Below are 18,316 nucleotides of genomic sequence, written 5' to 3'. Positions count from 1 at the left end.
TCATCGGAGTTGCTGATCATATCGCCTTGTGCTAAAAACCGCGTCCATGAAACTTCTGCCATCACCTCCAAAGTTTTCCATTTCGGCGAAAATTCCGTTCATCGGAAAAAAGCCCGGCCCCACCGATGTCAACCTTCTTGAAATCGCCGAAAAAACGGGCCGGATCCTTGAGGGCATGGAGGCCCTTTCCCGCAAGTACGTTCTCAGGAACGTGGCCGCGTACAACAGCCTTGCCGCCAAGGCACGAAGCCACTCCCAGATTCCGGTTTTCGGCGAGAACGTGGACAGGAAGCACCTGAAAGAGCTGACCAAAGCCGTGGAGCGCCTTCGGGACTTCTTCTTCGGCCTGGAAAAAAAGAAGCCCACTGTGAAGGGCAGGATAGAAAAGAGCGTTGCGCGGCTGAAGGAGCTTGAGCGGGAGCTTTCACAGGCCCTTGAGCAGGAACAGCGCTTCCGGCAGGACCTTGTAAAGCGGCGCACCGAGTCCCAGCGCCTTGCCGAACCAATGCGCGCCATAAGAAGCGAGGCCCTTGGCCTTCGGGGCGCGCTGTGCGAGAAGCGCATCTCGATGCTTGCGGATTTTTCCGAAAAGCACGCCGCCGTGCGCCCCGCCGTCATCAAGGCCGGGGAGCGCATAGAGCGCTTCGCCTTCGCGGTTTCCGAAAACGCACGACTCTACGACGAGGCTTATCGAACCCTTGCCATGAGACGTGACATCCTGGACGCCTTCGGACGCCAGGACCAGGGCGTGCAGGTCTCATTCGCCGAAATCTGCCGGGACGTTGAAGACGGCTTCTACGAGCTGAAAAAGATGGAAACCCTGCTGCTGGAAGCCGCGAAAAAAGGCGCGGGGTTCTAAAATCCAATAAAAGAAAGCAATTATGGTAATAATCAATAAGCCGCAGAGAAAAAATGATATCCCGCCAGGGTGGGGCGAAGATCAGCTTTCTAATTTTATTAACAATGCTATCCAAAATAGCTATGCCACTTTTCATAATTTGAAAGCTGAATATGACCTTTTAAAGAATATTAATAATATATTTGAGGTATTATCTGATAATTTGTCAAACACGCCAGCTCTAATCCCTGCTCTTTTTTTCAATCGTGCGCATGCAGCTTTTCTACACGCTGTTAGGCTTGTAATAAGCGGCGCGATTTATGAAACATTTGTATTGTTACGAAATTGTATTGAGCATTCTATATATGCTTTCTATGTTAATAAAGATAAGGACCGACAAGAAATATGGCTAAGGCGGCATGATAATGCTGAATGCAAATCTAAAATGAAAAAAGAATTTAGGAACGTTAAAATATTTGACTATTTAAAAATAAATGATGAAATGCTATATATTATTGTCCTCTATCTGTATGAAACAACTATAGATTTTGGAGCTCATCCTAATCCGGCTGCTCTTTTTTCTGTTATTAGTCAGACAACTGAAGAAAATATACATACATTTCATAGTTCTTATCTCGTTGATGATGTTACATCGCTAAAATTTGGGTTAAGAGTAACGGCTCAGGTTGGTATTTGTTCTTTGAAGGTGTTTCAAAAAATTTATATGGAGCGCTTTAATATTCTTGGTTTATCACAACAAATTGATATTTTAAGCAAAGGATTATGAGGAATACTTTCGTCTCCGTTTTTGTTGGGTGAACCTGCGCTTCGCGCAGAACCACCCAACCTACCGATATTTCTGCCACATTGTTACTGGACCCCGGCTTCCGCCGGGGTGACGGTCTATTTCGCCGCCTTTTTTGTTTTTGTCTTTTCTTCCCCCTCCAATTTAGGCAAGGATCAGGGGGCGCACAAGCGATGAAATGCAAGGAAGCGCGGGCGGGACGGGAAGGATGCGTACTCCTGTACGTGACGCCCCGGCCCGCCCGCGCTGACACAGCAGTTCGCGCTTGTGCGCCCCCTGATCACCATTTGCGGTAGCGCCAAAAGATCATCATGGATATGACCGAGACCAGGGCCATGCTCATGACGAACCAGAAGGCGTTGGAGTGGGAGGCCAGGGGGATTTTCACGTTCATGGAAAAGGCGCTCACCACGAATGTGGGCACCATTATTCCGATGGTGATGATGTTCAGGGTTTTCATGAGGATGTTCAAGTTGTTCCCCACGATTGATGCGCGGGCGTCCATGAGGCTTGCGAGGATGTTGGAGTAGATTTCCGCCTGCTGGTAGCACTGGGCGTTTTCGATCATCATGTCGTCCAGGAATTCAAGCTCCTCTGCGGTAAAACCGATCTTCCTGTGGTTCTGGCGCAATTTTTCCAGGAGCATCCTGTTGGAGCTTATGGCGTTTAAGTAATAGACCAGGGTTTTTTCCAGGGTGAAAAGGTCTATGAGGATGCTGTTTTCCATGGAGGTGTTGATCTTGTCCTCAAGAGCCTCGCTCATCTGGTTGACGCCCTTGAGATGGACGAGGAAGTGGCTGATGGAGCGGTAGATGAGCTTCAGCATCATTTCCGGCAGGGTGGAGACCCGGGCGAAGGTTTTGCCGTCAAATGGCTGGACCTTGTCGCCGCTCACCACGAAGAGTCGGTCCTTGAAGAGGAAGAGGCCCGTTGATGTGATGCCGAAGACCATTTCGTCCTCCTGCTTCACGTTCATGGGCCGCTTGTAGATGACGGCAAGGTGGTCGGGCTCAAACTCCATGCGGGAGAGTTCGTCCGGGTCGAGGGCGGAATTTAGGGTGTGTTCGTCAAGGCCGTGTTCGTCTATGAGCGTTCGCCGGTACTCGAAGTGGGGGGCGGTTACAACCGTTACCTGGCAGTCGCCTTCGCCGCCGGGGACAATTTTATCGTCGATGAGCTGGAATTCAGTGATCATGGCGCAACGCTTTCATGTGAAAAAAATAGCCCGCGACCGGGCAGGCGGCCCCTTTGGGAGTCACCGCGACCTTTTATCGTGGACTTTGGCCGCATCCTTGTCAAGTCAGAATTGGATTTGGGAAATAATCTTTTAGTCTCATGTTTCCATGTGTCCGTTGCGCCACGACCCCATTCCGGTTATAAGCAGGGTTCAGTCAAAGGACAAAATCCGTCAGGAACCGGAAAGGAAACCGAAATGTCCGATGCTCATTTTATCATGGAGGAGCAAGGCCGGGTGATGGTCATACGGCTCGACCGGCCCGAAAAAAAGAACGCGCTGTCGTTTTCCATGATGGAGGATTTGACCCGTGCGGCCCTTGACCTGGCCCGTCGGTCGGACATCTTCGCGGTTGTCGTTACTGGATCGGCCTCCTTTTTCACCGCCGGGATGGACCTTAAAGACCCGGCTGCAAAAGGTCTTTCCGGAGCGAGCCTTGCGGAAAAACGCGCGGTAATGGCCATACCGCCCAAGCTCTGCCAGGCCCTGGAGGACCTGCCCCAGATCACCTTCGCGGCTATAGAGGGCTTCTGTATAGGAGGCGGGGTGTCTTTAACCAGCGCCTGCGATTTTCGGGTGATGGCGGAGTCGTCCTACATACGCGCCCCTGAGATAGACTGGGGCATGAACATGAGCTGGGCCACGCTGCCAAGGCTTCTGCACCTTATGGGGCCAGCCAGGACCAAGGAGCTGATACTGTTCGGAGAGGCCCTGCCCGCCCCCAAGGCCCTTGACCGGGGCTTTGCCCAGTGGGTCTGCGAGGACGGCAAGGCGCTTGAAACAGCAGTGCGGCTTGCCGAAAAGGTGGCGGAAAAGCCCTTTGCGCCCGCCTCCATGACCAAGGCAACCGTCAACGCGCTGTCAACGGCCCTGGACCGGCTGGCAAGCCACATGGACATTGACCAGTTCATGATTTCGGTGTCGGACTCGGAAAAATGAGCCCCTAACAGCCTGTCTAAAAACGCGAACTGCGGTGTCGAGCATCAAAGCCAATTCCGCCACGTACTTTTAGTACGCTTGCTCATTGGCTTCTCGCTCTCCTTGCATTTCATCGTTTGTCTCCAGGCTTCGCATCAAGCCTTTTTTAAAAGGCTGCTAAGCCCTCAATCGGCTTTTTCATGGGCTTTCGCAGGATAAAATCGAAGTCCGCCTCGCAGGCGGTGACGCCGTCGGGGTTTTTGAGGGCCACGGAAAAGGGAAGAACAGCCTTCCCGTTTTTTTCGATCTCGCGGTTTACCCGGTCAATCTCCTCTTGGGGCAGGGCCGCCTCGCTTTCCACGCTTTCCGTGACCAGCTTGTGATACCGGATTTCGCCGCGTCTGTTGACCACCGTTACGGCCATGAGATCGAAGGACATGGCGATGGCCGCCCCTGCCGCAGTTTCGGCGAAGGTGTAGAGGGCTCCGGCATGAAACGCGCCGATGTGGTTCACGACGAGGGGGGAGCGGGACATGGCCATCCTGGCGTACCCTGGCCGGGCCTCGACCACCTTCGCACCGATGGCCTCCACCAGAGGCAGGATTCCGTAAAGGAGCTTTTCCAGGGTTCCGGCGTAATCATCGGTCATGGCTCGGCCTTAACAGCCTGTCCAAAAACGCGAACTGCTGTGTCAGGCTTCAAAGCCAATTCCGCCACGTACCTGTGGTACGCTTGCTCATTGGCTTTTCGCCTTCCTTGCATTTCATCGTTTTTTGCCAGGCTTCACAGTCAGAATTTTAAAGGGGGGGCCAATGTGTCACTCAAGCCTGAAGCGCTCCCTCAGGCTTTCGGAAAGCGCCTTCACCACGCCGAAGGCCTTTTCCACGGTCTTTTCGCCGTCCGGGTTCACGAGGCAGCAGGTGGCCGGGGAAATTAGGCTCCGGGAGAGCAGGAAGTCCCGGTCAATGCCTTTATTGTCAAGCTCGTCCCATAGCGAGACCAGGTAGTTTGAGAGGGAGGCCATGCCCTCCTTCTCGAAGGGCTCCACGTTGGTGGGTACAATCCCCCACACCAGGACCCCGCCGCGATCCAGGAATTTTTTGATGCCTTTGGCGTAGGACGTGAACACGTTGCCGTTGGAAAAAACGTCCAGGGAGAGAATTTCCATGTCGAGGTTCAAAAGGAAGTCCCAGTCCGGGTTGCCGCACAGGTGCACGCCGCGCGGGTGGTCCACCATGGAAAAAAACTCGTCCATGTCGGCCTTGGCTCTCACCCCGTCGTAGCCGGAAAGGGCCGAGAAAACGAACTGTAGCCCCGGCTCGTCGATGAACATGAAGGCGTTGGGATTGAGCCGTTTGAGCCTCGCAAGCTGCACGTTTATGCGTTTCGACATGAACTCCATCATGAAGGGGCGCACGGTGTCGTCAAAAATTATGGGCCGGTCAAATTCGTTTTTCACGTTGAACCCGAAGCTGATCGGCCCTTCCAACTGGCCCCGTATGGCGGGCCTTGCGGCAAGCTCGCCCATCGAAAGAAACTTGGGGTAAACCGCCGAATACTCATCGGTTATGTCGAAATATTCCGGCTCCTCGAAATGGGCCAGGGTCTCCTCCAGCTCCAGGGCGAACTTTTCCGTGGAAAAGCCCAGGGTCTGATTTTTCATGTCGAGCACTATCCCCGGAAAATGCTCCGAGGCCTGGACGTACATGTCCTCGTAATAATTGAGCCTTGGAAGCTGGGGCCAGAAGGGGATGTCAAGCGAGCATGCCAGTTCTATCGCCCGGTCGGCGTCCTTGTGGGGCATTACGGCCATTGCCGTTGTGAGGAGATTTCCGGGTATCATAGCTCTGATAGCTCCTTTTTCAGGCGGTCCCGTTCCTCCTCCAGGCGCTCCAGTTCCTCTATCTGGTGGGGCCGGATGGAATGGGGCGGAATGCGTGCCTCCTGGTCCCTAAGCTGGGCCGTGACTTCCGCGAGCCTCTGTTCGAGAATATGGCGCTTTTCGTTCAAGTCGGCTCCTTCATGCAGCGGTTTCGGAAAACATCCTGGGATTATGGCCCAAAATAGATTGTTCCGAAGGCCGCCGCAACGATAATTTTTTTCGGGGATTTTTTGACGACCGGAAAAAAATTTTTGACGCGCTCCGAAAAAGTTTGGTATGGTAAGCTAAATCGCAAGAGCCAGCCCCAACAGGCTGTCGAAAAACGCGATCCGCTGTGTTGTGCTTCAAAGCCAATTCCGTCACGTACTTTTAGTACGCTTGACTCATTGGCTTTTCGCACGCCTTGCGGCTCATCGTTTTTCATCAGCCTGTATGATTCGAGTTCTTCAACGGCTGTCAAAGTTCTCCCTGGTCCCCAGGCTTTGCCTGGCTTCCTTGTCCGTCGGTCCCGGATCAATCAAGTCTTTCGGCAGGTGTCCCGTTATGTGGTCCATGAAAGCGGCTACAATAACCATATTTTTCGGCAGCTTCCTGGCCTTTCTCCTGGCCCTGGAGCAGCAGACCAGGAAAAAGCCCAACCTGGCCAACCTGCTGTTTTCAGGGATATTTCTCTGCTGCGCGGTGATAATCTGGGGAGCGGGGGCCGTGGCCAACAGCCTTCCGCCGCGCTACCCCTTCACCATCTACCTCTTTTTCACCGCCATCTGCGTGGTGGGGCCGCTTTATTACCTCTACTTCAGACTTCTGCTGCACCCGGAAACCAGCCAAGACCCTAAGGCCATCCTTCACTTCATTCCGGGTTTCGGGGCCTTTCTGTTCGAGACGGGCTTCCAGTTTTTCAGCACCGATTTCAAGAAAGCCTGGCTCGCCGAGATGTTCGACTCGCCGCCCCAGCACCTTCTGATGATACTGGTCATAACCGGCGCTCTCCACGCATCGAGCTACCTCATCTACCTTCTTAAAATGGACATGGGCCTTGTGTGGAACGTCAAGGAGATCAAAACCGAGCTAAGGCTTTTGGTCATAATCGACATAGTCGCCATACTCTCGGTTGTGGCCCTTTTTCTGGGCTTTACGTTCAAGGTGCCGTATCTTTTCGAGATCGGCGGCAACATGCTGGCCCTGCTTACGGTGTGCGTCTTTCTGGGATATAATCGGTATCCCGATTTTTTCCAGATGCTCAAGGCGGAGATAGAAAAAACGCGCTACGACAAGTCCTCACTCACGGGAGTGGACACGGACGAGGTGAAGGACAGGCTCATCGACTTGTTGCGGAACGAGAAGATTTTCACGGAATCGGACCTGAACTTAAAGCGCCTTGCGGACCTTCTGGCCTTAACCCCCCACCAGCTTTCGGAATACCTGAACGAGCACCTTAAAAGCGACTTCCGCTCATTCATCAACTCCTTCCGGGTGGACGAGGCCAAGGAGCTTCTGACCGCCCACCAGGAAAAAAGCATCCTCACCATCTGCTACGAGGTGGGCTTCGGCTCCAAAAGCACCTTCAACGCGGTGTTCAAGAAGGAGACCGGTCTCACCCCCAGCGAGTTCAGGGACGCCTCCCAGAACCGGCAGGGGTGATGGAATTAGCAGGATCGTTATTCAATTCCATTTTTTTGTGAGGGTAGTTGCCAAATTTCGTCATTCCGGCGAAGGCCGGAATCCAGTCTTTTGCTGTTTGTAGACTTTTCCTGGACCCGGCGCAACGCCTGGGTGACGGTTTGGCAAGGTTAGCGCTCAAGGGATGAAGGGGCGCGTCAAGCAGGCCGCCAGCTACTCCGCTTTCACTTTTTTCAGTAAGCCCACCGCGCCGAGTTTGCCGTTGGGGTAAAACCACTCGTATTTTATTTGATCCGGCCCTGTTTCCTGGATGACGATGGTTCCGCCGTCAATGCAGTTCTGGCGGCCATCGGTGATTTTTTCCTTAAATCTCATGAAATGTTCGCCCTGTTCCCAAAGGCTCAACTCCCCGCCGCATTTCAATGAAGGGTATTCTATAACAAAGGTTTCGCTGCGTATTTTAAGCCTGATGCTCCAGGTGCTGTCGGTATCCTGCGAGCCCATGCCTTCCCACGAGCCGTAAAAGACGGGCCGTTGGTTTTTTTCGGAGCTTTCGGCGTATGAAATTGAAATAGTCGCAAAAAGCGCGATCAATATGGAAATGAATATGCCTTTTCTTGCGACTGAATTTTTTTTCATATTCCATCACCCGGTTGATGCGCCATGCTAAGAGTTGCAATCACTACAATCCATGAGCCTTTTCCGAGAAAAAATAATGTGGCCCTATACAATTCTCAGCTTTTGAATGCTGGAAACCAGTCTTTGCCTTCTGCAACAACATAACAGCCTATTGTTACCGGGAGCGCTATATATTTCCATTTTTCGCTTCCACGAGAAGGGTGGGGGCAGAAGATCGGAGCATTTCTTCTCCGGGCCGGATTCCCTTAAAAAAGGGAAAAGAATCATGCTCCGCTTAATACCGCGCCAAGGTGGGCAAAAAATTCTATACCCTTGAACTATAACGCTGTAACAATTACAAAGAAACATTCAGTATCTGGGTAATTGGCAATGTAAGTCCGTGTATTCATAATGCTCCGAAATACAAAGGCTGAATTTGATTCATCTTGCTCGGGGTCACAATGCCAATTGTCATAGTTGTGTCGCAGGACTCCACTTTTTTCGGCTAAAACATCGCCACCCAAAATGCCGTTCGCTTCAGCCTCAAGTTTGTCAAGAGCTATCAACGCCTGTTCACGTGTAAGTGCCCAACTGTTGATGCCAACATCTCCAAGCCAGCGGCCAACGCTTAAAATTGCATCTGATTTTTTTGACCCATTAGTGCGCATATTTATTGTCCCGGATGGGCCATAGACCTGCCGTACCCGGAAAACTTCCTCCTTTGACATCCTCGTTGACTCAATCCCAAACTGGGTATATGACGACCCGCGCCGTAATGCCTGACACAGCAATTCGCGTTTTCAGCCAGTCTTCTACCCCCCGAAGCCCTCCCCGCCCTTATATCCGCAATTGGGGCACTCCGTAAGCATCTTCTGGGTGACGAAACCGCAGAAGGGGCACTGGTATGATTTGATGTCCTCCTTTTTTTTCGGAGGGCCGGAGGTCTTTGCCTCGCTCTCCGGCGGGGCCTCGAAAACCGCAGTCTTTCCCAGCCTTCGGGCGTTCCTTATGGTCATCACCACGGAAACCCCGCAGTTGGGGCATTCGTCGAAGGGCTCCCCTTGCTCGTAGCCACATTTGGGGCACTGGGTGGCAAGGCTGTCCTCCTCGCTCCTGGCCTCCTTCACCGTCACCTTGCAGGCCGGGCAGGCGCGGAAAGGCTCCTTCTGCGTCCATCCGCACTTATGGCACTCGAAGGCCACGTAGGGGCAGACGGTGATCTCAGCCGAGCCCAGCGCCACGCGCTTGGCAAAGGCCAGGCAGGTGGCCGAGGCGCACTCGCCGCAGTCGGTTTTGGGAAGGTACGCGAAGACATCCAGATGGGTCATGAATCTCTCTCCTTAAAAACCGCCTTGAAAACCCGCGCCGGATTCCTTGGGCCGGTGTATGTTATTTTGAAAAGCGCTACAGTGCAAATAGATTGCCTGGGTTTATTTTTCAAGTGCCTGACGGATAAAAACGGCGGCGGCGGCCTTTTGAATGGGGCGGGAGCGAAAAAATCATTTTTCTTGACCCGAAACAGGTGGTATGACCAATTATTGACATTCCTCCAAAAAGCCCGATGATAAACAAGACGCCTTAAAAAAACATGGTCAAAACCCAAAAAAACGCGCCTTCCGAAACCCGGCCCCGGCCTTTCGCGCCGCAGAATTTCCCGCCGGGGGCCTTTATGGTGGCGGGTCACAGGGGCGACAACTCCCGCTTTCCCGAAAACACACTGGCGGCCTTTCGCGGCGCGGTGGACGCCGGGGCCTCGATGATGGAGCTTGACGTTACGCTTTCCGCCGACGGCCAGCCGGTGGTGATCCACGATTCGACGCTCGACCGCACCACAAATGGAAACGGCCCGGTATCCGCCCTTACTTTTGCAGAACTTTCGGCGCTTGACGCGGGCTCGTGGTTTTCGCCGCAATTTTCCGGCGAGCGGATACCCTCCCTGGACCGTGTTTTCGCCGAATTTGGCGGCAAAATCGTCATAAACGTGGAGATCAAGTCCGAGGCCGCGCAGATCATCGGCGATTTTCCGCCCATCCACGTCCAGGTGGCTGATCTTGTGCGTTCCCACGGCCTCTGCGGCATGGTCCTGGTGTCCTGTTTCGACGATCCGGTTCTTGCCGATCTTGCGGCCTTTGCCCCTGAAATCGCACTGGGGGTTCTTTCGGACCGGCCCGAAGAACCGGAAGACGCCCTTTTCCGGGTGAAAAGGGTGAACGCGGCAAGCTATCATCAAAATGCCCTGCTTGTAAGCCGCCAGCTTGTGGAGGCCATGCATGAAAACGGGGTCATAGTTCTGGCCTGGACCCGCAGGCAGGACAACACGCCGGAAACCTTGAAAAAAATGATCGGCCTGGGCCTTGACGGTTTTTTTGCGGATGATCCCATTGCCGCGATTGCCGGGGCCGCCCGATGGAAGGAAGAAAAATGATCGCAGACAGAGCCGAATTTTCGACGGAAGTTGTTTTCGCCGACGCGGCCCCCTCGCTGAAAGGGGCCGTTGAAAAGGTCCTGGGGCATTTCGGAGGCCCTGCCGCCCTGTTGAAGAAGAGCCGCAACGTCTATATAAAAGTGAACGCCGTGGACGCCAAGCCCTTCACCTTCACCGACCCGGCGGTCCTGGCGGAAACCGTGAAAGCCTTCAAGGCGGGCGGCGCGAAAGACGTCTACGTCATTGAAAACTGCACCCAGGGCAATTTCACCCGCCTGGTTTTCGCGGCATCCGGCCTTCTTGAAGCCTGCAAGCAGACTGGCGCGATCCCGGTCTACCTGGACGAGACCAAAAAGGTGCCGATTTTTCTGAACGGGCTTTCCAACTTCGCGGATATCTCGGCCTTCGTGCATCAGCACCTCATACGCCGCCGGGACGAAAACCTTTACGTGTCGCTCCCCAAGCTCAAAACACACTCCATGAGCACGGTGACACTGTCCGTAAAAAACCAGTTCGGCTTCATCCACCAGGAAAGCCGCATACAGGATCATAACTTCAGGCTTCACCAGAAATTCGCCGACATTTACGGCGTCCTTCGCCCGGACTTCGTGCTGGTGGACGGCCTTTACGCCACCACCCACGGCCATTACCCGGCCACCAGCAACAAGGACCAATGCGTCATAAAATGCGACACCATCTTCGGCGGAAAAGACCCCCTGGCGGTCGACGTGGCGGGCGCGGCCTTCATGGGCTTTGAAATCGCCGAAATACCCCATCTGGTCCATTGCTCCGAAATGGGCCTTGGCGAAAGCGACCTAGAAAAAATAGTGATAGTGGGCAAAGACCTTTTTGAGGCCAGAAAGATGAAGCTCACCCCTGAGCTTCTGGACCGCTTTCCCGAAGACGTGAAAATCATAAGGGGCCGCGACCGCTGCTGCACCGAGGGATGCCGCCGGAACACGGAAACGCTTCTGGAGGTCATCTTCTCGGACCACGGCGGAAAGGGCGGGTTCACCATAATAATGGGGAGCGGCATCCCCGAAGACGAAATAGCAAGAATCACGGGCAGGGTTCACGTGGCTGGAAGCTGCGCGGTTTCGGAGTGGGGACCGGCCCTTGTGGAGCGCCTCGGAAAAAGCCATGTCACCCAGAGCCCCGGCTGCAACGACCTTTCCCTTTCCATTTACGGCCTGTGCCGCCATATGGGGGTGCATCCCCTGAAACTGTCGTCCTATCCGCTCCTGGGCTCCATGGCGGCCCTGGCCACGGCGAAGATCAAGGGATCCAGAGCCATCATTCCTCCTCTGATATAGCAGCCTGCCTAAAACGCGAACTGCTGTGTCAGGCTTCAAAGCGCGGGTCGGTCATATACGAACAGTATTATTCCTCCCCGCGCTTCTCGCCTTCCTTGCATTTCATCGTTTTATCCAGGCTTCTATTCAGGCTTGGCGTTTGGGTTGTTAACAGGCTCTTGAAAATCAAGATACGACGGTGTTCGTGCTTAATCGTTTTTATTCAGGCTGATATGGAGGCTTGGCTCTTGAACTTTTAACTGACTGATGGCGGTTCAATGACAAGGAGAGGCTCATGCACGAAATCACGCCTCATGCATCGAAGCTGGAGAGCTTTTACTCGCGCCTGGCGCGGGGGCGCATCGTCCTCATATTCGGCGTTTTTTACGTCTTAAACCAGGCGGCCCTCATGGCCATGTTCTCCCGCCAGGGCACGGACCCGCTGATTCTGCAAATCACCATGTCCAAGGACGTTTTCATGGACGTTCTCACCCGCTGGGGTGCGGACGGCGTCACCAGATATCTCACACATTTCTGCCTGGACGGCTACCACCCCATACTCTACTCGGTGTTCCTGGCAAGCGCCATAGCGCTCCTGTCCAAAAGGCCCGGCCTTCCTCCTTCGGGCTCCATCAAAATCCTTTTTGTGCTTCCGTTCATCGCGGGCCTTTGCGACGTGATCGAAAACATTCTGCATATTCTGATGCTCACTGGCTTTATGGACATAACCGGCGCATCTGTCGCAATTTCGGGCAGCATAACCAACACCAAGTGGTTCCTGGCCTTTGTCTCCATCATCGCCATCTGCGTCTTGGGCGTAAAAAAGCTCGCTTCAAAAAAGGAGAGACCGGTAAATGAAGTTTGACCTCATATTCGACAAAGCCCTGATCTACGACGGAACCGGGCGGCTCCCGTTCCGCAACGACGTGGGGATAGTAAAGGGCAAGATCGCGGCAATCGGAAACCTTGAAAAGGCCACCGCCAAAACCCGCGTGGATGTTTCGGGGCTGGCGCTCTGCCCCGGCTTCATAGACGTTCACACCCACGCGGAAATGGCCCTTCACCAGCCTGCGTACGAAAAAATAGTCGAGCCCCTGGCCCGCCAGGGCATAACCACATTCGTGGGCGGCAACTGCGGCGCGGGCCTTGGGCCCATATCGGACCGCAACGCGCGTTTCCAGTACGAGTTCTATGATGTTTTTCTGGGAAGCGACCAGCGGGGCGACATTACCTGGAACACCTTCGGGGAGATGCTGGAAACCCACGAAAAACGCGGGCTTGTCCAGAACTGCGCCTTTCTCGCCCCACATGGGGTCATAAGGGCGCACCCCATGGGCGACTCCCCTGAACCCGCCAAGCCCGCCCACATAGCCGATATGAAAGACATGCTGCGCCAGTGCCTGGAAGAGGGCGCGGTGGGCATGTCGACCGGCCTCATGTACTATCCGGGCCTGTGCTCGGACCAGCGGGAGCTTATGGAGCTGGCCCACGTCTGCCACCAGTTTAACGCGGTCTTCACATCCCACATCCGCTCTTATAACTCCGACACCATAGGCCAAGCCATAGACGAGGTGCTGGAAATAGGCCGCATCGCCCAGGTGCCGGTTCAGATAAGCCACCTTTTCTGGGTGCCGAATTTCAAGGAGCCCTTAAAGACCATCACCCGCGTGGCCCTGAAGGCCGCCAGCACGGCCTTTAAAGTCATGCCCTTTCCGGTTCCGGCGGACTCCGGGGCCAACATCTATCTTAAAAAAATCGACAGGCTGATACAGGAGGGCCATCCCATCGGCGTGGACGCCATGCCCACATCCGCAGGCTTCACCCACCTTTTCGCCTTTTTCCCGCCCTGGAGCCTCATGGGCGGCATGAAGGAGGTTTTAAAGCGCGTGGCCGACCCCATAACCCGCGCCAAAATCCGCAAGAGCATAGAGGAGGGCGAGCCGGTGTGGCCGCACCGGGGGCCTGACTCGTGGTCCATGAACCTGTTTAAGGTGATGGGCTGGGAATGCGGCTTCATCATGAGCACGGCCTCGGACAAGAACAAGCACCTGGCCGGGAAGAGCTTTGTACAGCTCGGAAAGGAACAGGGCAAGCACCCCTTTGACGCGGCCTGCGATCTGGCCCTGGAAGAGGACGGCAGGGTGCTGATCTTCGAGACCCCCACCTATCCGGGCGACGAGCTTGTGGAGCTATCCCTGCGGGGAGCGCTCCTGGACAAAAACGTCTCCATCGCCACGGACACCATCCCGGTGGTCTTCGGCAGGCCAAGCCACCTTACCTACGACTGCTTTCCCAAGTTCTTGGGCAAGTACTCGCGGGAAAAAAAGATGATCGCCCTTCCCGAAGCCATAAGAAAGTGCACCAGCCTTCCGGCCAGCCAGCTTCAGATACGCCACCGGGGAAGCGTGAAGGAGGGATTTTTTGCGGACCTGGTTATTTTCGACCCCCAGACCATAGGCACCACCGCCACCGCCACCGACCCGGCGCACTTTCCCACGGGCATAGATTCGGTTTACGTGAACGGACAGGCGATAGTCGATAAAAAGGGCTACCACCCGGAAATCAAGTCCGGCAGGGTAATCAGGCGGTGGGATTGAAAAGAATATAAGCTGGAGCTTTTAAAAAATTTTGCGGGGGAAAACTTTTTTGGCCGTCTAAAATTGTTTTCCCCCGCACCCCCTTTCAAAAAACTTTGTTATTTCAGATAATTGACTCCGCTCATCAGAACAGCACAGGCTTACACTGCATACCCCTTCGAGGCAAACTTGTCGAACTTCCTTGAAAAAGCGGCCGCGTGGTTTTGGGGATATCTTGAAAAGAGGGTGCTGCACTACGTCGGTTGGGAGGAAAAGAAGGAAAGTCCTCAAAGAATCCCAAGGGTTAACCGTGACGATGTCCTGCGGGTCATTCGCAGGGATTTCCCCGAAGGAAGTGAGGAGCAATTAATGGCCTTGTTTGACCCAATGGAAGTGCGTGATTGGTACGGCAAGGCCCGCGTCCAGCTCGCTGTTCTCAAGGCCGCAGGCGGCGACTTGGCCGCCATCCCGGAATACATGCAACTTGCCTCATGGGATTATCGCGATATTTTGACCGTTGCCGAGTATCCTTCTTTCAGATTAAGGCATGACCGCAAACATAAAATTTCGCCTGAAGAATTGGAGAAGTCTTATCAGGATGACTGGGAACAATACCAGGAATGGCTGAACAGGAAATAGCCATCAAAATATCGCCCTAATGAAACACCCGCCGCCCCCGCTTCCGTCGCCTGAGTCGACTTCTTTAGCTGTTTCTTCCGGGGGTGTTTCCCTCAAAATTATATCAGCCGCTCCGTTATAGTCGTTATAAGCCAAGTTGGAGGCTTGCGAGCAGAAAACGATACGGTGTCCGTCCGCCGATATCGAGGGGGAAAAGCTGTCGCCAAGTCCAGGAATTTCCGCTGATAAAACTGACAGCAAGGTGGTGGAGCCTGTCTTCCTGTCGTAAACTGCCACTGCGTTGCTGCAAGCTAGGCCTTCGCAGGCAGTGAGATTGGTTATGGGGCACTGATAAGCGACGTAACGTCCGTCGCCTGAAATCTTTGGATACATGCTATGGCGCGAGCCGTGGGTTATCATTTCCGTCTGCGCCGTTTGCCTGTCGTAAACAAACACGTCGGCAGTATAGCCGTTGGCGTCTCCCGGAGCCAGATTGTCTGAGTTTGAAGCAAAAGCCACGTATCGGCCGTCCGCTGAAATTGATGCCTGGCCGCTGTGTCCGTTTCCCTGGGTTATGATGGACGTCTTTCCGGTCAACACGTCATGAAGAAAAATGTCGGCCATGCCGTTGGAATCGCTCAAAGTCAGATTATCCGCCACGGACATGAAAACCACGTAGCGTCCGTCTGCGGATATTGAGGGATAGCCGCTGTCGCCATTTCCCTGACTTCCTGACGAGTCCTTCGAGACAAGTGAAGTCACTCCAGTTTGGGTGTCATGCAAAAAAACATCCGCAGAGCCATTGATGTCGACGGGGACAAGATTTGAAGCAAAGGAAGTAAAGGCAATATAACGGCCGTCAGCCGAAATTGCGGGGTAAAGGCTCGCGTCGTCTCCCTGCTCGCCCGCCGAATTTTTCGAAATCAACATGGTCAGGCCTGTTTTTGTGTCTCCCAGGAAGACATCCGCCTCATTGTTGTTATCATTCTGGACAAGGTTATCCGCTAAGGAGCAAAAGGTCACATAGCGTCCGTCGGCTGATATTGCCGGGTAGTCGCTGGGGCTGTATCCCTGGCTGCCCGATGAACTGACCGAAATGATGGCGGTGTAGCCGGTGCTTAAATTGCGTAAAAACACATCCGTATTTCCGTTATTGTCAATGGGAATAAGATTGGTTGCCGAGGATACAAAAGCCACATGGTTTCCATCTGCGGAAATTGCGGGATTCCAGCTGTTGTTGTTTCCAAGGTTTCCCGATGAGTTGACCGAAACCAGCGTGGCATAATCGTTCGGCATGGTCAGTTGGGCTATGCCTGAAAATACGGGAGCAGCGATGAGCAGGACAACGACGACCGGGAAAAAGCGCACAAGGGACGATTTTTTCATTTGCCCTCCGTAACCGGAAAATGGAATGGAGCGACTGCAGTTGAATAAGCCAAAAATTTTACGTCGATATTTGACCTAATCATCCCTTTTTCCTTCATTGTCAACATGAATGTGCGGCTTGGCGGATGGCGGCGCGGCGAGCAACATCAAGGGCCGGGTGGCGGGCGGGCTTAACGGATTCAGGCGGGGCGATGTTTTCAGTAGGCTGCCTGAAAAAAAAGCTCCCGGACCGACGCTTGTGGACGGTCCGGGAGCTTCTGTCGGCTCTTATCGGCTGTTTAACAGGCTGTTAAGGGCTGCTGCTTATTTCGCCGCCGTGGGGGCGGAATCCATGTCAAAGGCCACCACGTTGGTGGATGCCTGGGTCAGGGACTTTTTCACCAGGATGAAAACGAGGTCGCTTTTTCCGTCGTTGTTCACGTCGCCCACCCCGTAATCGCTTATGAGCCCGGTCACCTTGCGGGTGGACCATGCCTGGGTCATGCCGAGCCCGTCCCAGAAATAGGCCGAGAAGGTCCCGGCGGTGTAGCGCCGGTAGCCGGAGAGCAGGCGGCCAGTCATGCCCGTGTTCATCACAACGAGGATGCCCTGGCGGTCGCCCTGGCTAATGGGAATGAGCCTCTGGGGGGTGTAGACCGTGTTGGCGGATTCGCTCGATTCCATGAGGTTGAGGAATTTTTCCGAGCCGCCCACCTTTTCGTCGCTCATCCAAAGCCTTTTTCCGGTGCTGTCGTAGAGGCGCAGGTAGTCGTCAAGGCCCAGCACCGCAGTCGTCGAAACCGACCTGTCGGCGAATTCGCCGAAGGCCGCGCCGAAAAGCGAGTCCGCCTTGGGGATGGAAAGCCCGCCCGCCTTGGATTCGTAATGCTCACCCGAACGGGTAAGTTCGTAAATGCCCTCAAGAAGCACGTCTCCGGCCCCCCGGCGCTGGCCGAAAAGCACCTGGCCCCGGCCCGGAACGCTGATGACCCTGAAATAAGTGCGCTCGTTTTCGGCTATGGGCGCGTATTCCTTCCCGTTCCACTCCAGGACGAAGGACTCCATTTTCCCGCCGTTGGCGTTTATCGCGGACACGAAGATTTCAGCCCTGCCGTTTCCGTTGATGTCCGCCGCGTCCACCCACACCTGCTTCAAGTGGCCGGGCCGGGCGATGTCCGCCAGGGTGGCGAAGCGGCCCTGCTCAAAGCGATACACCGCCACCCGGTTCTTGCCTATCACCACGGTTTCGGAAAGGCCGTCGCCCGTGGTGTCGGCCAGGGCAAGGCCGATTGCCTCGAATGAAAGCGTGGGGCTCTTCCACATGTCGCTTCCGGTCTGGGGAGCGGGTATGAAGGCCGGGGTGCTTACCGACGGGATTGCCGCCACCGGCGCTCCGGGCCGGGCCGGGGGCGGGCCGTAGGGAACCGCCGGAGCCGCCACGGGGCCGGGTTCAGGCTGGGACGGGCCGGTGAGGAGCTTTTCCGGGTGGGTGTAGGGCGAAACCGCCGCCTGGGGCGCTATGGCAGGGGCGGGCTCGGCAGGGGCCGCAGCCGCAAGCATGGACCGGGGCACGGGTTTCCCGAAGACCTTGGAGCTTATTTCAGCAGCCAGGGAATCCACCTGGGGAATCACGTCGCCCGGAGTCTTGCCTGCCCTGCTGAAGGTGAGGGCGGGCGCTGTTCCGGCGGTTTCCACCACCGAGACGTCCAGGCTCGCCGCGTCCCCGAAAACCGTCACCGAGCCGAAAAGCACGTAGTCGGCCCCCAATGCGCCGCCCAGTGTTCTGGCCTTTGCCGGGTTTAAGGGGGAGTCGCCCGCAGACATGGCGGATGCGGTTTCGGACGCGCCCTTCACCTCCACCTTGCCCTCCCAGGCCAGCCGGGACGCCAGCATCTCGCCAAGACCCTTCTGAAGATAGGTCAGGTCCCGGTCCGCGTTCACCGAAAGCGGTGCTATGGCGATCACCCTGGCGTCTTCGGCCAGGGCGGGGCCAAGGGGAAGCAGAAGCGCCAAAAACATCCAAAAGACCATTTTTTTCGTTTTCATGGACGGCTCTTTCTGACAGGTGCGCTTTAATGTTGAGGGCTTTGTGAAAAGCCTCCTCGTGCCAGACTATAATGCAATA

The 18,316-nt window shown here is 54.9% G+C and carries 20 protein-coding genes; 10 read left to right on the top strand and 10 right to left on the bottom strand.

What is annotated here, in order from left to right; all coding sequences use genetic code 11:
• The first annotated feature begins 46 nt into the window (after positions 1 to 46).
• Entirely contained in the window at positions 47 to 859 is an 813-nt protein-coding gene (locus HZB23_11700; protein MBI5845321.1) for a hypothetical protein, read from the top strand.
• Between the two features lie 22 nt (positions 860 to 881).
• Positions 882 to 1,625 carry a hypothetical protein gene (locus tag HZB23_11695; protein ID MBI5845320.1) on the top strand — a complete coding sequence of 248 codons (744 nt, stop codon included), beginning with the start codon at positions 882 to 884 and terminating at the stop codon, positions 1,623 to 1,625.
• A gap of 298 nt (positions 1,626 to 1,923) precedes the next feature.
• On the opposite strand, the gene HZB23_11690 is transcribed toward HZB23_11695, so the two are convergent.
• Positions 1,924 to 2,838 (bottom strand): magnesium transporter CorA family protein, encoded by a 915-nt coding sequence (locus HZB23_11690; protein ID MBI5845319.1) that lies wholly within the window; start codon positions 2,836 to 2,838, stop codon positions 1,924 to 1,926.
• Between the two features lie 237 nt (positions 2,839 to 3,075).
• Between HZB23_11690 and HZB23_11685 the strand changes: the two genes are divergently transcribed.
• The gene (locus tag HZB23_11685; GenBank protein MBI5845318.1) at positions 3,076 to 3,816 is read left to right on the top strand and encodes an enoyl-CoA hydratase/isomerase family protein; all 741 of its coding nucleotides are present in this window, start codon (positions 3,076 to 3,078) and stop codon (positions 3,814 to 3,816) included.
• Between the two features lie 145 nt (positions 3,817 to 3,961).
• Here the strand turns inward: HZB23_11685 and HZB23_11680 are convergent, their stop codons facing one another.
• The 4 genes from HZB23_11680 to HZB23_11665 form a co-directional block, all read right to left on the bottom strand.
• Positions 3,962 to 4,444, bottom strand: coding sequence for a YiiD C-terminal domain-containing protein (locus HZB23_11680; GenBank protein MBI5845317.1), 483 nt, complete (start codon positions 4,442 to 4,444; stop codon positions 3,962 to 3,964).
• 168 nt (positions 4,445 to 4,612) lie between these two features.
• A complete protein-coding gene (locus tag HZB23_11675; protein MBI5845316.1) occupies positions 4,613 to 5,638 on the bottom strand; it encodes a hypothetical protein in 1,026 nt (341 codons plus the stop codon).
• On the bottom strand, positions 5,635 to 5,805 hold the full coding sequence (locus HZB23_11670; GenBank protein MBI5845315.1) for a hypothetical protein: 171 nt from the start codon (positions 5,803 to 5,805) through the stop codon (positions 5,635 to 5,637). Before HZB23_11670 ends, HZB23_11675 begins: the two co-directional genes overlap by 4 nt.
• 41 nt (positions 5,806 to 5,846) lie before the next feature.
• Positions 5,847 to 6,137, bottom strand: a complete 291-nt coding sequence (locus HZB23_11665; GenBank protein MBI5845314.1) for a hypothetical protein — start codon at positions 6,135 to 6,137, stop codon at positions 5,847 to 5,849.
• A gap of 83 nt (positions 6,138 to 6,220) precedes the next feature.
• On the opposite strand from HZB23_11665, the gene HZB23_11660 reads away from it, so the two are divergent.
• On the top strand, positions 6,221 to 7,318 hold the full coding sequence (locus HZB23_11660) for an AraC family transcriptional regulator (protein MBI5845313.1): 1,098 nt from the start codon (positions 6,221 to 6,223) through the stop codon (positions 7,316 to 7,318).
• 192 nt (positions 7,319 to 7,510) lie between these two features.
• Here HZB23_11660 and HZB23_11655 read toward each other — a convergent pair whose 3' ends face one another.
• The 3 genes from HZB23_11655 to HZB23_11645 form a co-directional block, all read right to left on the bottom strand.
• The gene (locus HZB23_11655; GenBank protein ID MBI5845312.1) at positions 7,511 to 7,672 is read right to left on the bottom strand and encodes a hypothetical protein; all 162 of its coding nucleotides are present in this window, start codon (positions 7,670 to 7,672) and stop codon (positions 7,511 to 7,513) included.
• 581 nt (positions 7,673 to 8,253) lie between these two features.
• Positions 8,254 to 8,643 carry a hypothetical protein gene (locus tag HZB23_11650; protein MBI5845311.1) on the bottom strand — a complete coding sequence of 130 codons (390 nt, stop codon included), beginning with the start codon at positions 8,641 to 8,643 and terminating at the stop codon, positions 8,254 to 8,256.
• 84 nt (positions 8,644 to 8,727) lie between these two features.
• Positions 8,728 to 9,243 (bottom strand): hypothetical protein, encoded by a 516-nt coding sequence (locus tag HZB23_11645; GenBank protein MBI5845310.1) that lies wholly within the window; start codon positions 9,241 to 9,243, stop codon positions 8,728 to 8,730.
• Between HZB23_11645 and HZB23_11640 the strand changes: the two genes are divergently transcribed.
• The 6 genes from HZB23_11640 to HZB23_11615 all read left to right on the top strand — a co-directional run bounded on the left by HZB23_11640 (position 9,235) and on the right by HZB23_11615 (position 14,847).
• Positions 9,235 to 9,480, top strand: coding sequence for a hypothetical protein (locus HZB23_11640; GenBank protein ID MBI5845309.1), 246 nt, complete (start codon positions 9,235 to 9,237; stop codon positions 9,478 to 9,480). The two genes, HZB23_11645 and HZB23_11640, sit on opposite strands and share 9 nt — an antisense overlap.
• Before the next feature lie 104 nt (positions 9,481 to 9,584).
• Positions 9,585 to 10,340, top strand: coding sequence for a hypothetical protein (locus HZB23_11635; GenBank protein ID MBI5845308.1), 756 nt, complete (start codon positions 9,585 to 9,587; stop codon positions 10,338 to 10,340).
• The gene (locus HZB23_11630) at positions 10,337 to 11,653 is read left to right on the top strand and encodes a DUF362 domain-containing protein (GenBank protein MBI5845307.1); all 1,317 of its coding nucleotides are present in this window, start codon (positions 10,337 to 10,339) and stop codon (positions 11,651 to 11,653) included. Before HZB23_11635 ends, HZB23_11630 begins: the two co-directional genes overlap by 4 nt.
• 274 nt (positions 11,654 to 11,927) lie before the next feature.
• Positions 11,928 to 12,497 carry a hypothetical protein gene (locus tag HZB23_11625; protein MBI5845306.1) on the top strand — a complete coding sequence of 190 codons (570 nt, stop codon included), beginning with the start codon at positions 11,928 to 11,930 and terminating at the stop codon, positions 12,495 to 12,497.
• A complete protein-coding gene (locus HZB23_11620; GenBank protein ID MBI5845305.1) occupies positions 12,487 to 14,229 on the top strand; it encodes an amidohydrolase family protein in 1,743 nt (580 codons plus the stop codon). Before HZB23_11625 ends, HZB23_11620 begins: the two co-directional genes overlap by 11 nt.
• A 168-nt stretch (positions 14,230 to 14,397) precedes the next feature.
• On the top strand, positions 14,398 to 14,847 hold the full coding sequence (locus tag HZB23_11615; GenBank protein MBI5845304.1) for a hypothetical protein: 450 nt from the start codon (positions 14,398 to 14,400) through the stop codon (positions 14,845 to 14,847).
• Between the two features lie 3 nt (positions 14,848 to 14,850).
• Here HZB23_11615 and HZB23_11610 read toward each other — a convergent pair whose 3' ends face one another.
• Both HZB23_11610 and HZB23_11605 read right to left on the bottom strand, forming a co-directional pair.
• Positions 14,851 to 16,212, bottom strand: a complete 1,362-nt coding sequence (locus HZB23_11610; GenBank protein MBI5845303.1) for a PD40 domain-containing protein — start codon at positions 16,210 to 16,212, stop codon at positions 14,851 to 14,853.
• A 303-nt stretch (positions 16,213 to 16,515) separates the two neighbouring features.
• On the bottom strand, positions 16,516 to 18,237 hold the full coding sequence (locus HZB23_11605; protein MBI5845302.1) for a VCBS repeat-containing protein: 1,722 nt from the start codon (positions 18,235 to 18,237) through the stop codon (positions 16,516 to 16,518).
• Positions 18,238 to 18,316: the final 79 nt, after the last annotated feature.

It is taken from the genome of Deltaproteobacteria bacterium (assembly GCA_016235345.1).
Classification (GTDB): domain Bacteria; phylum Desulfobacterota; class Desulfobacteria; order Desulfobacterales; family Desulfatibacillaceae; genus JACRLG01.
Note: the sequence above shows the minus strand (reverse complement) of the source record. Positions and strands in the feature narration are given on the sequence as shown.

Coding starts and splice junctions, on each gene's coding strand:
- HZB23_11700 (MBI5845321.1), top strand. CDS start 47: ATGAAACTTCTGCCATCACCTCCAAAGTTTTCCATTTCGGCGAAAATT.
- HZB23_11695 (MBI5845320.1), top strand. CDS start 882: ATGGTAATAATCAATAAGCCGCAGAGAAAAAATGATATCCCGCCAGGG.
- HZB23_11690 (MBI5845319.1), bottom strand. CDS start 2,838: ATGATCACTGAATTCCAGCTCATCGACGATAAAATTGTCCCCGGCGGC.
- HZB23_11685 (MBI5845318.1), top strand. CDS start 3,076: ATGTCCGATGCTCATTTTATCATGGAGGAGCAAGGCCGGGTGATGGTC.
- HZB23_11680 (MBI5845317.1), bottom strand. CDS start 4,444: ATGACCGATGATTACGCCGGAACCCTGGAAAAGCTCCTTTACGGAATC.
- HZB23_11675 (MBI5845316.1), bottom strand. CDS start 5,638: ATGATACCCGGAAATCTCCTCACAACGGCAATGGCCGTAATGCCCCAC.
- HZB23_11660 (MBI5845313.1), top strand. CDS start 6,221: ATGTGGTCCATGAAAGCGGCTACAATAACCATATTTTTCGGCAGCTTC.
- HZB23_11655 (MBI5845312.1), bottom strand. CDS start 7,672: ATGAGATTTAAGGAAAAAATCACCGATGGCCGCCAGAACTGCATTGAC.
- HZB23_11650 (MBI5845311.1), bottom strand. CDS start 8,643: ATGTCAAAGGAGGAAGTTTTCCGGGTACGGCAGGTCTATGGCCCATCC.
- HZB23_11640 (MBI5845309.1), top strand. CDS start 9,235: ATGGGTCATGAATCTCTCTCCTTAAAAACCGCCTTGAAAACCCGCGCC.
- HZB23_11645 (MBI5845310.1), bottom strand. CDS start 9,243: ATGACCCATCTGGATGTCTTCGCGTACCTTCCCAAAACCGACTGCGGC.
- HZB23_11635 (MBI5845308.1), top strand. CDS start 9,585: ATGGTGGCGGGTCACAGGGGCGACAACTCCCGCTTTCCCGAAAACACA.
- HZB23_11630 (MBI5845307.1), top strand. CDS start 10,337: ATGATCGCAGACAGAGCCGAATTTTCGACGGAAGTTGTTTTCGCCGAC.
- HZB23_11625 (MBI5845306.1), top strand. CDS start 11,928: ATGCACGAAATCACGCCTCATGCATCGAAGCTGGAGAGCTTTTACTCG.
- HZB23_11620 (MBI5845305.1), top strand. CDS start 12,487: ATGAAGTTTGACCTCATATTCGACAAAGCCCTGATCTACGACGGAACC.
- HZB23_11610 (MBI5845303.1), bottom strand. CDS start 16,212: ATGAAAAAATCGTCCCTTGTGCGCTTTTTCCCGGTCGTCGTTGTCCTG.
- HZB23_11605 (MBI5845302.1), bottom strand. CDS start 18,237: ATGAAAACGAAAAAAATGGTCTTTTGGATGTTTTTGGCGCTTCTGCTT.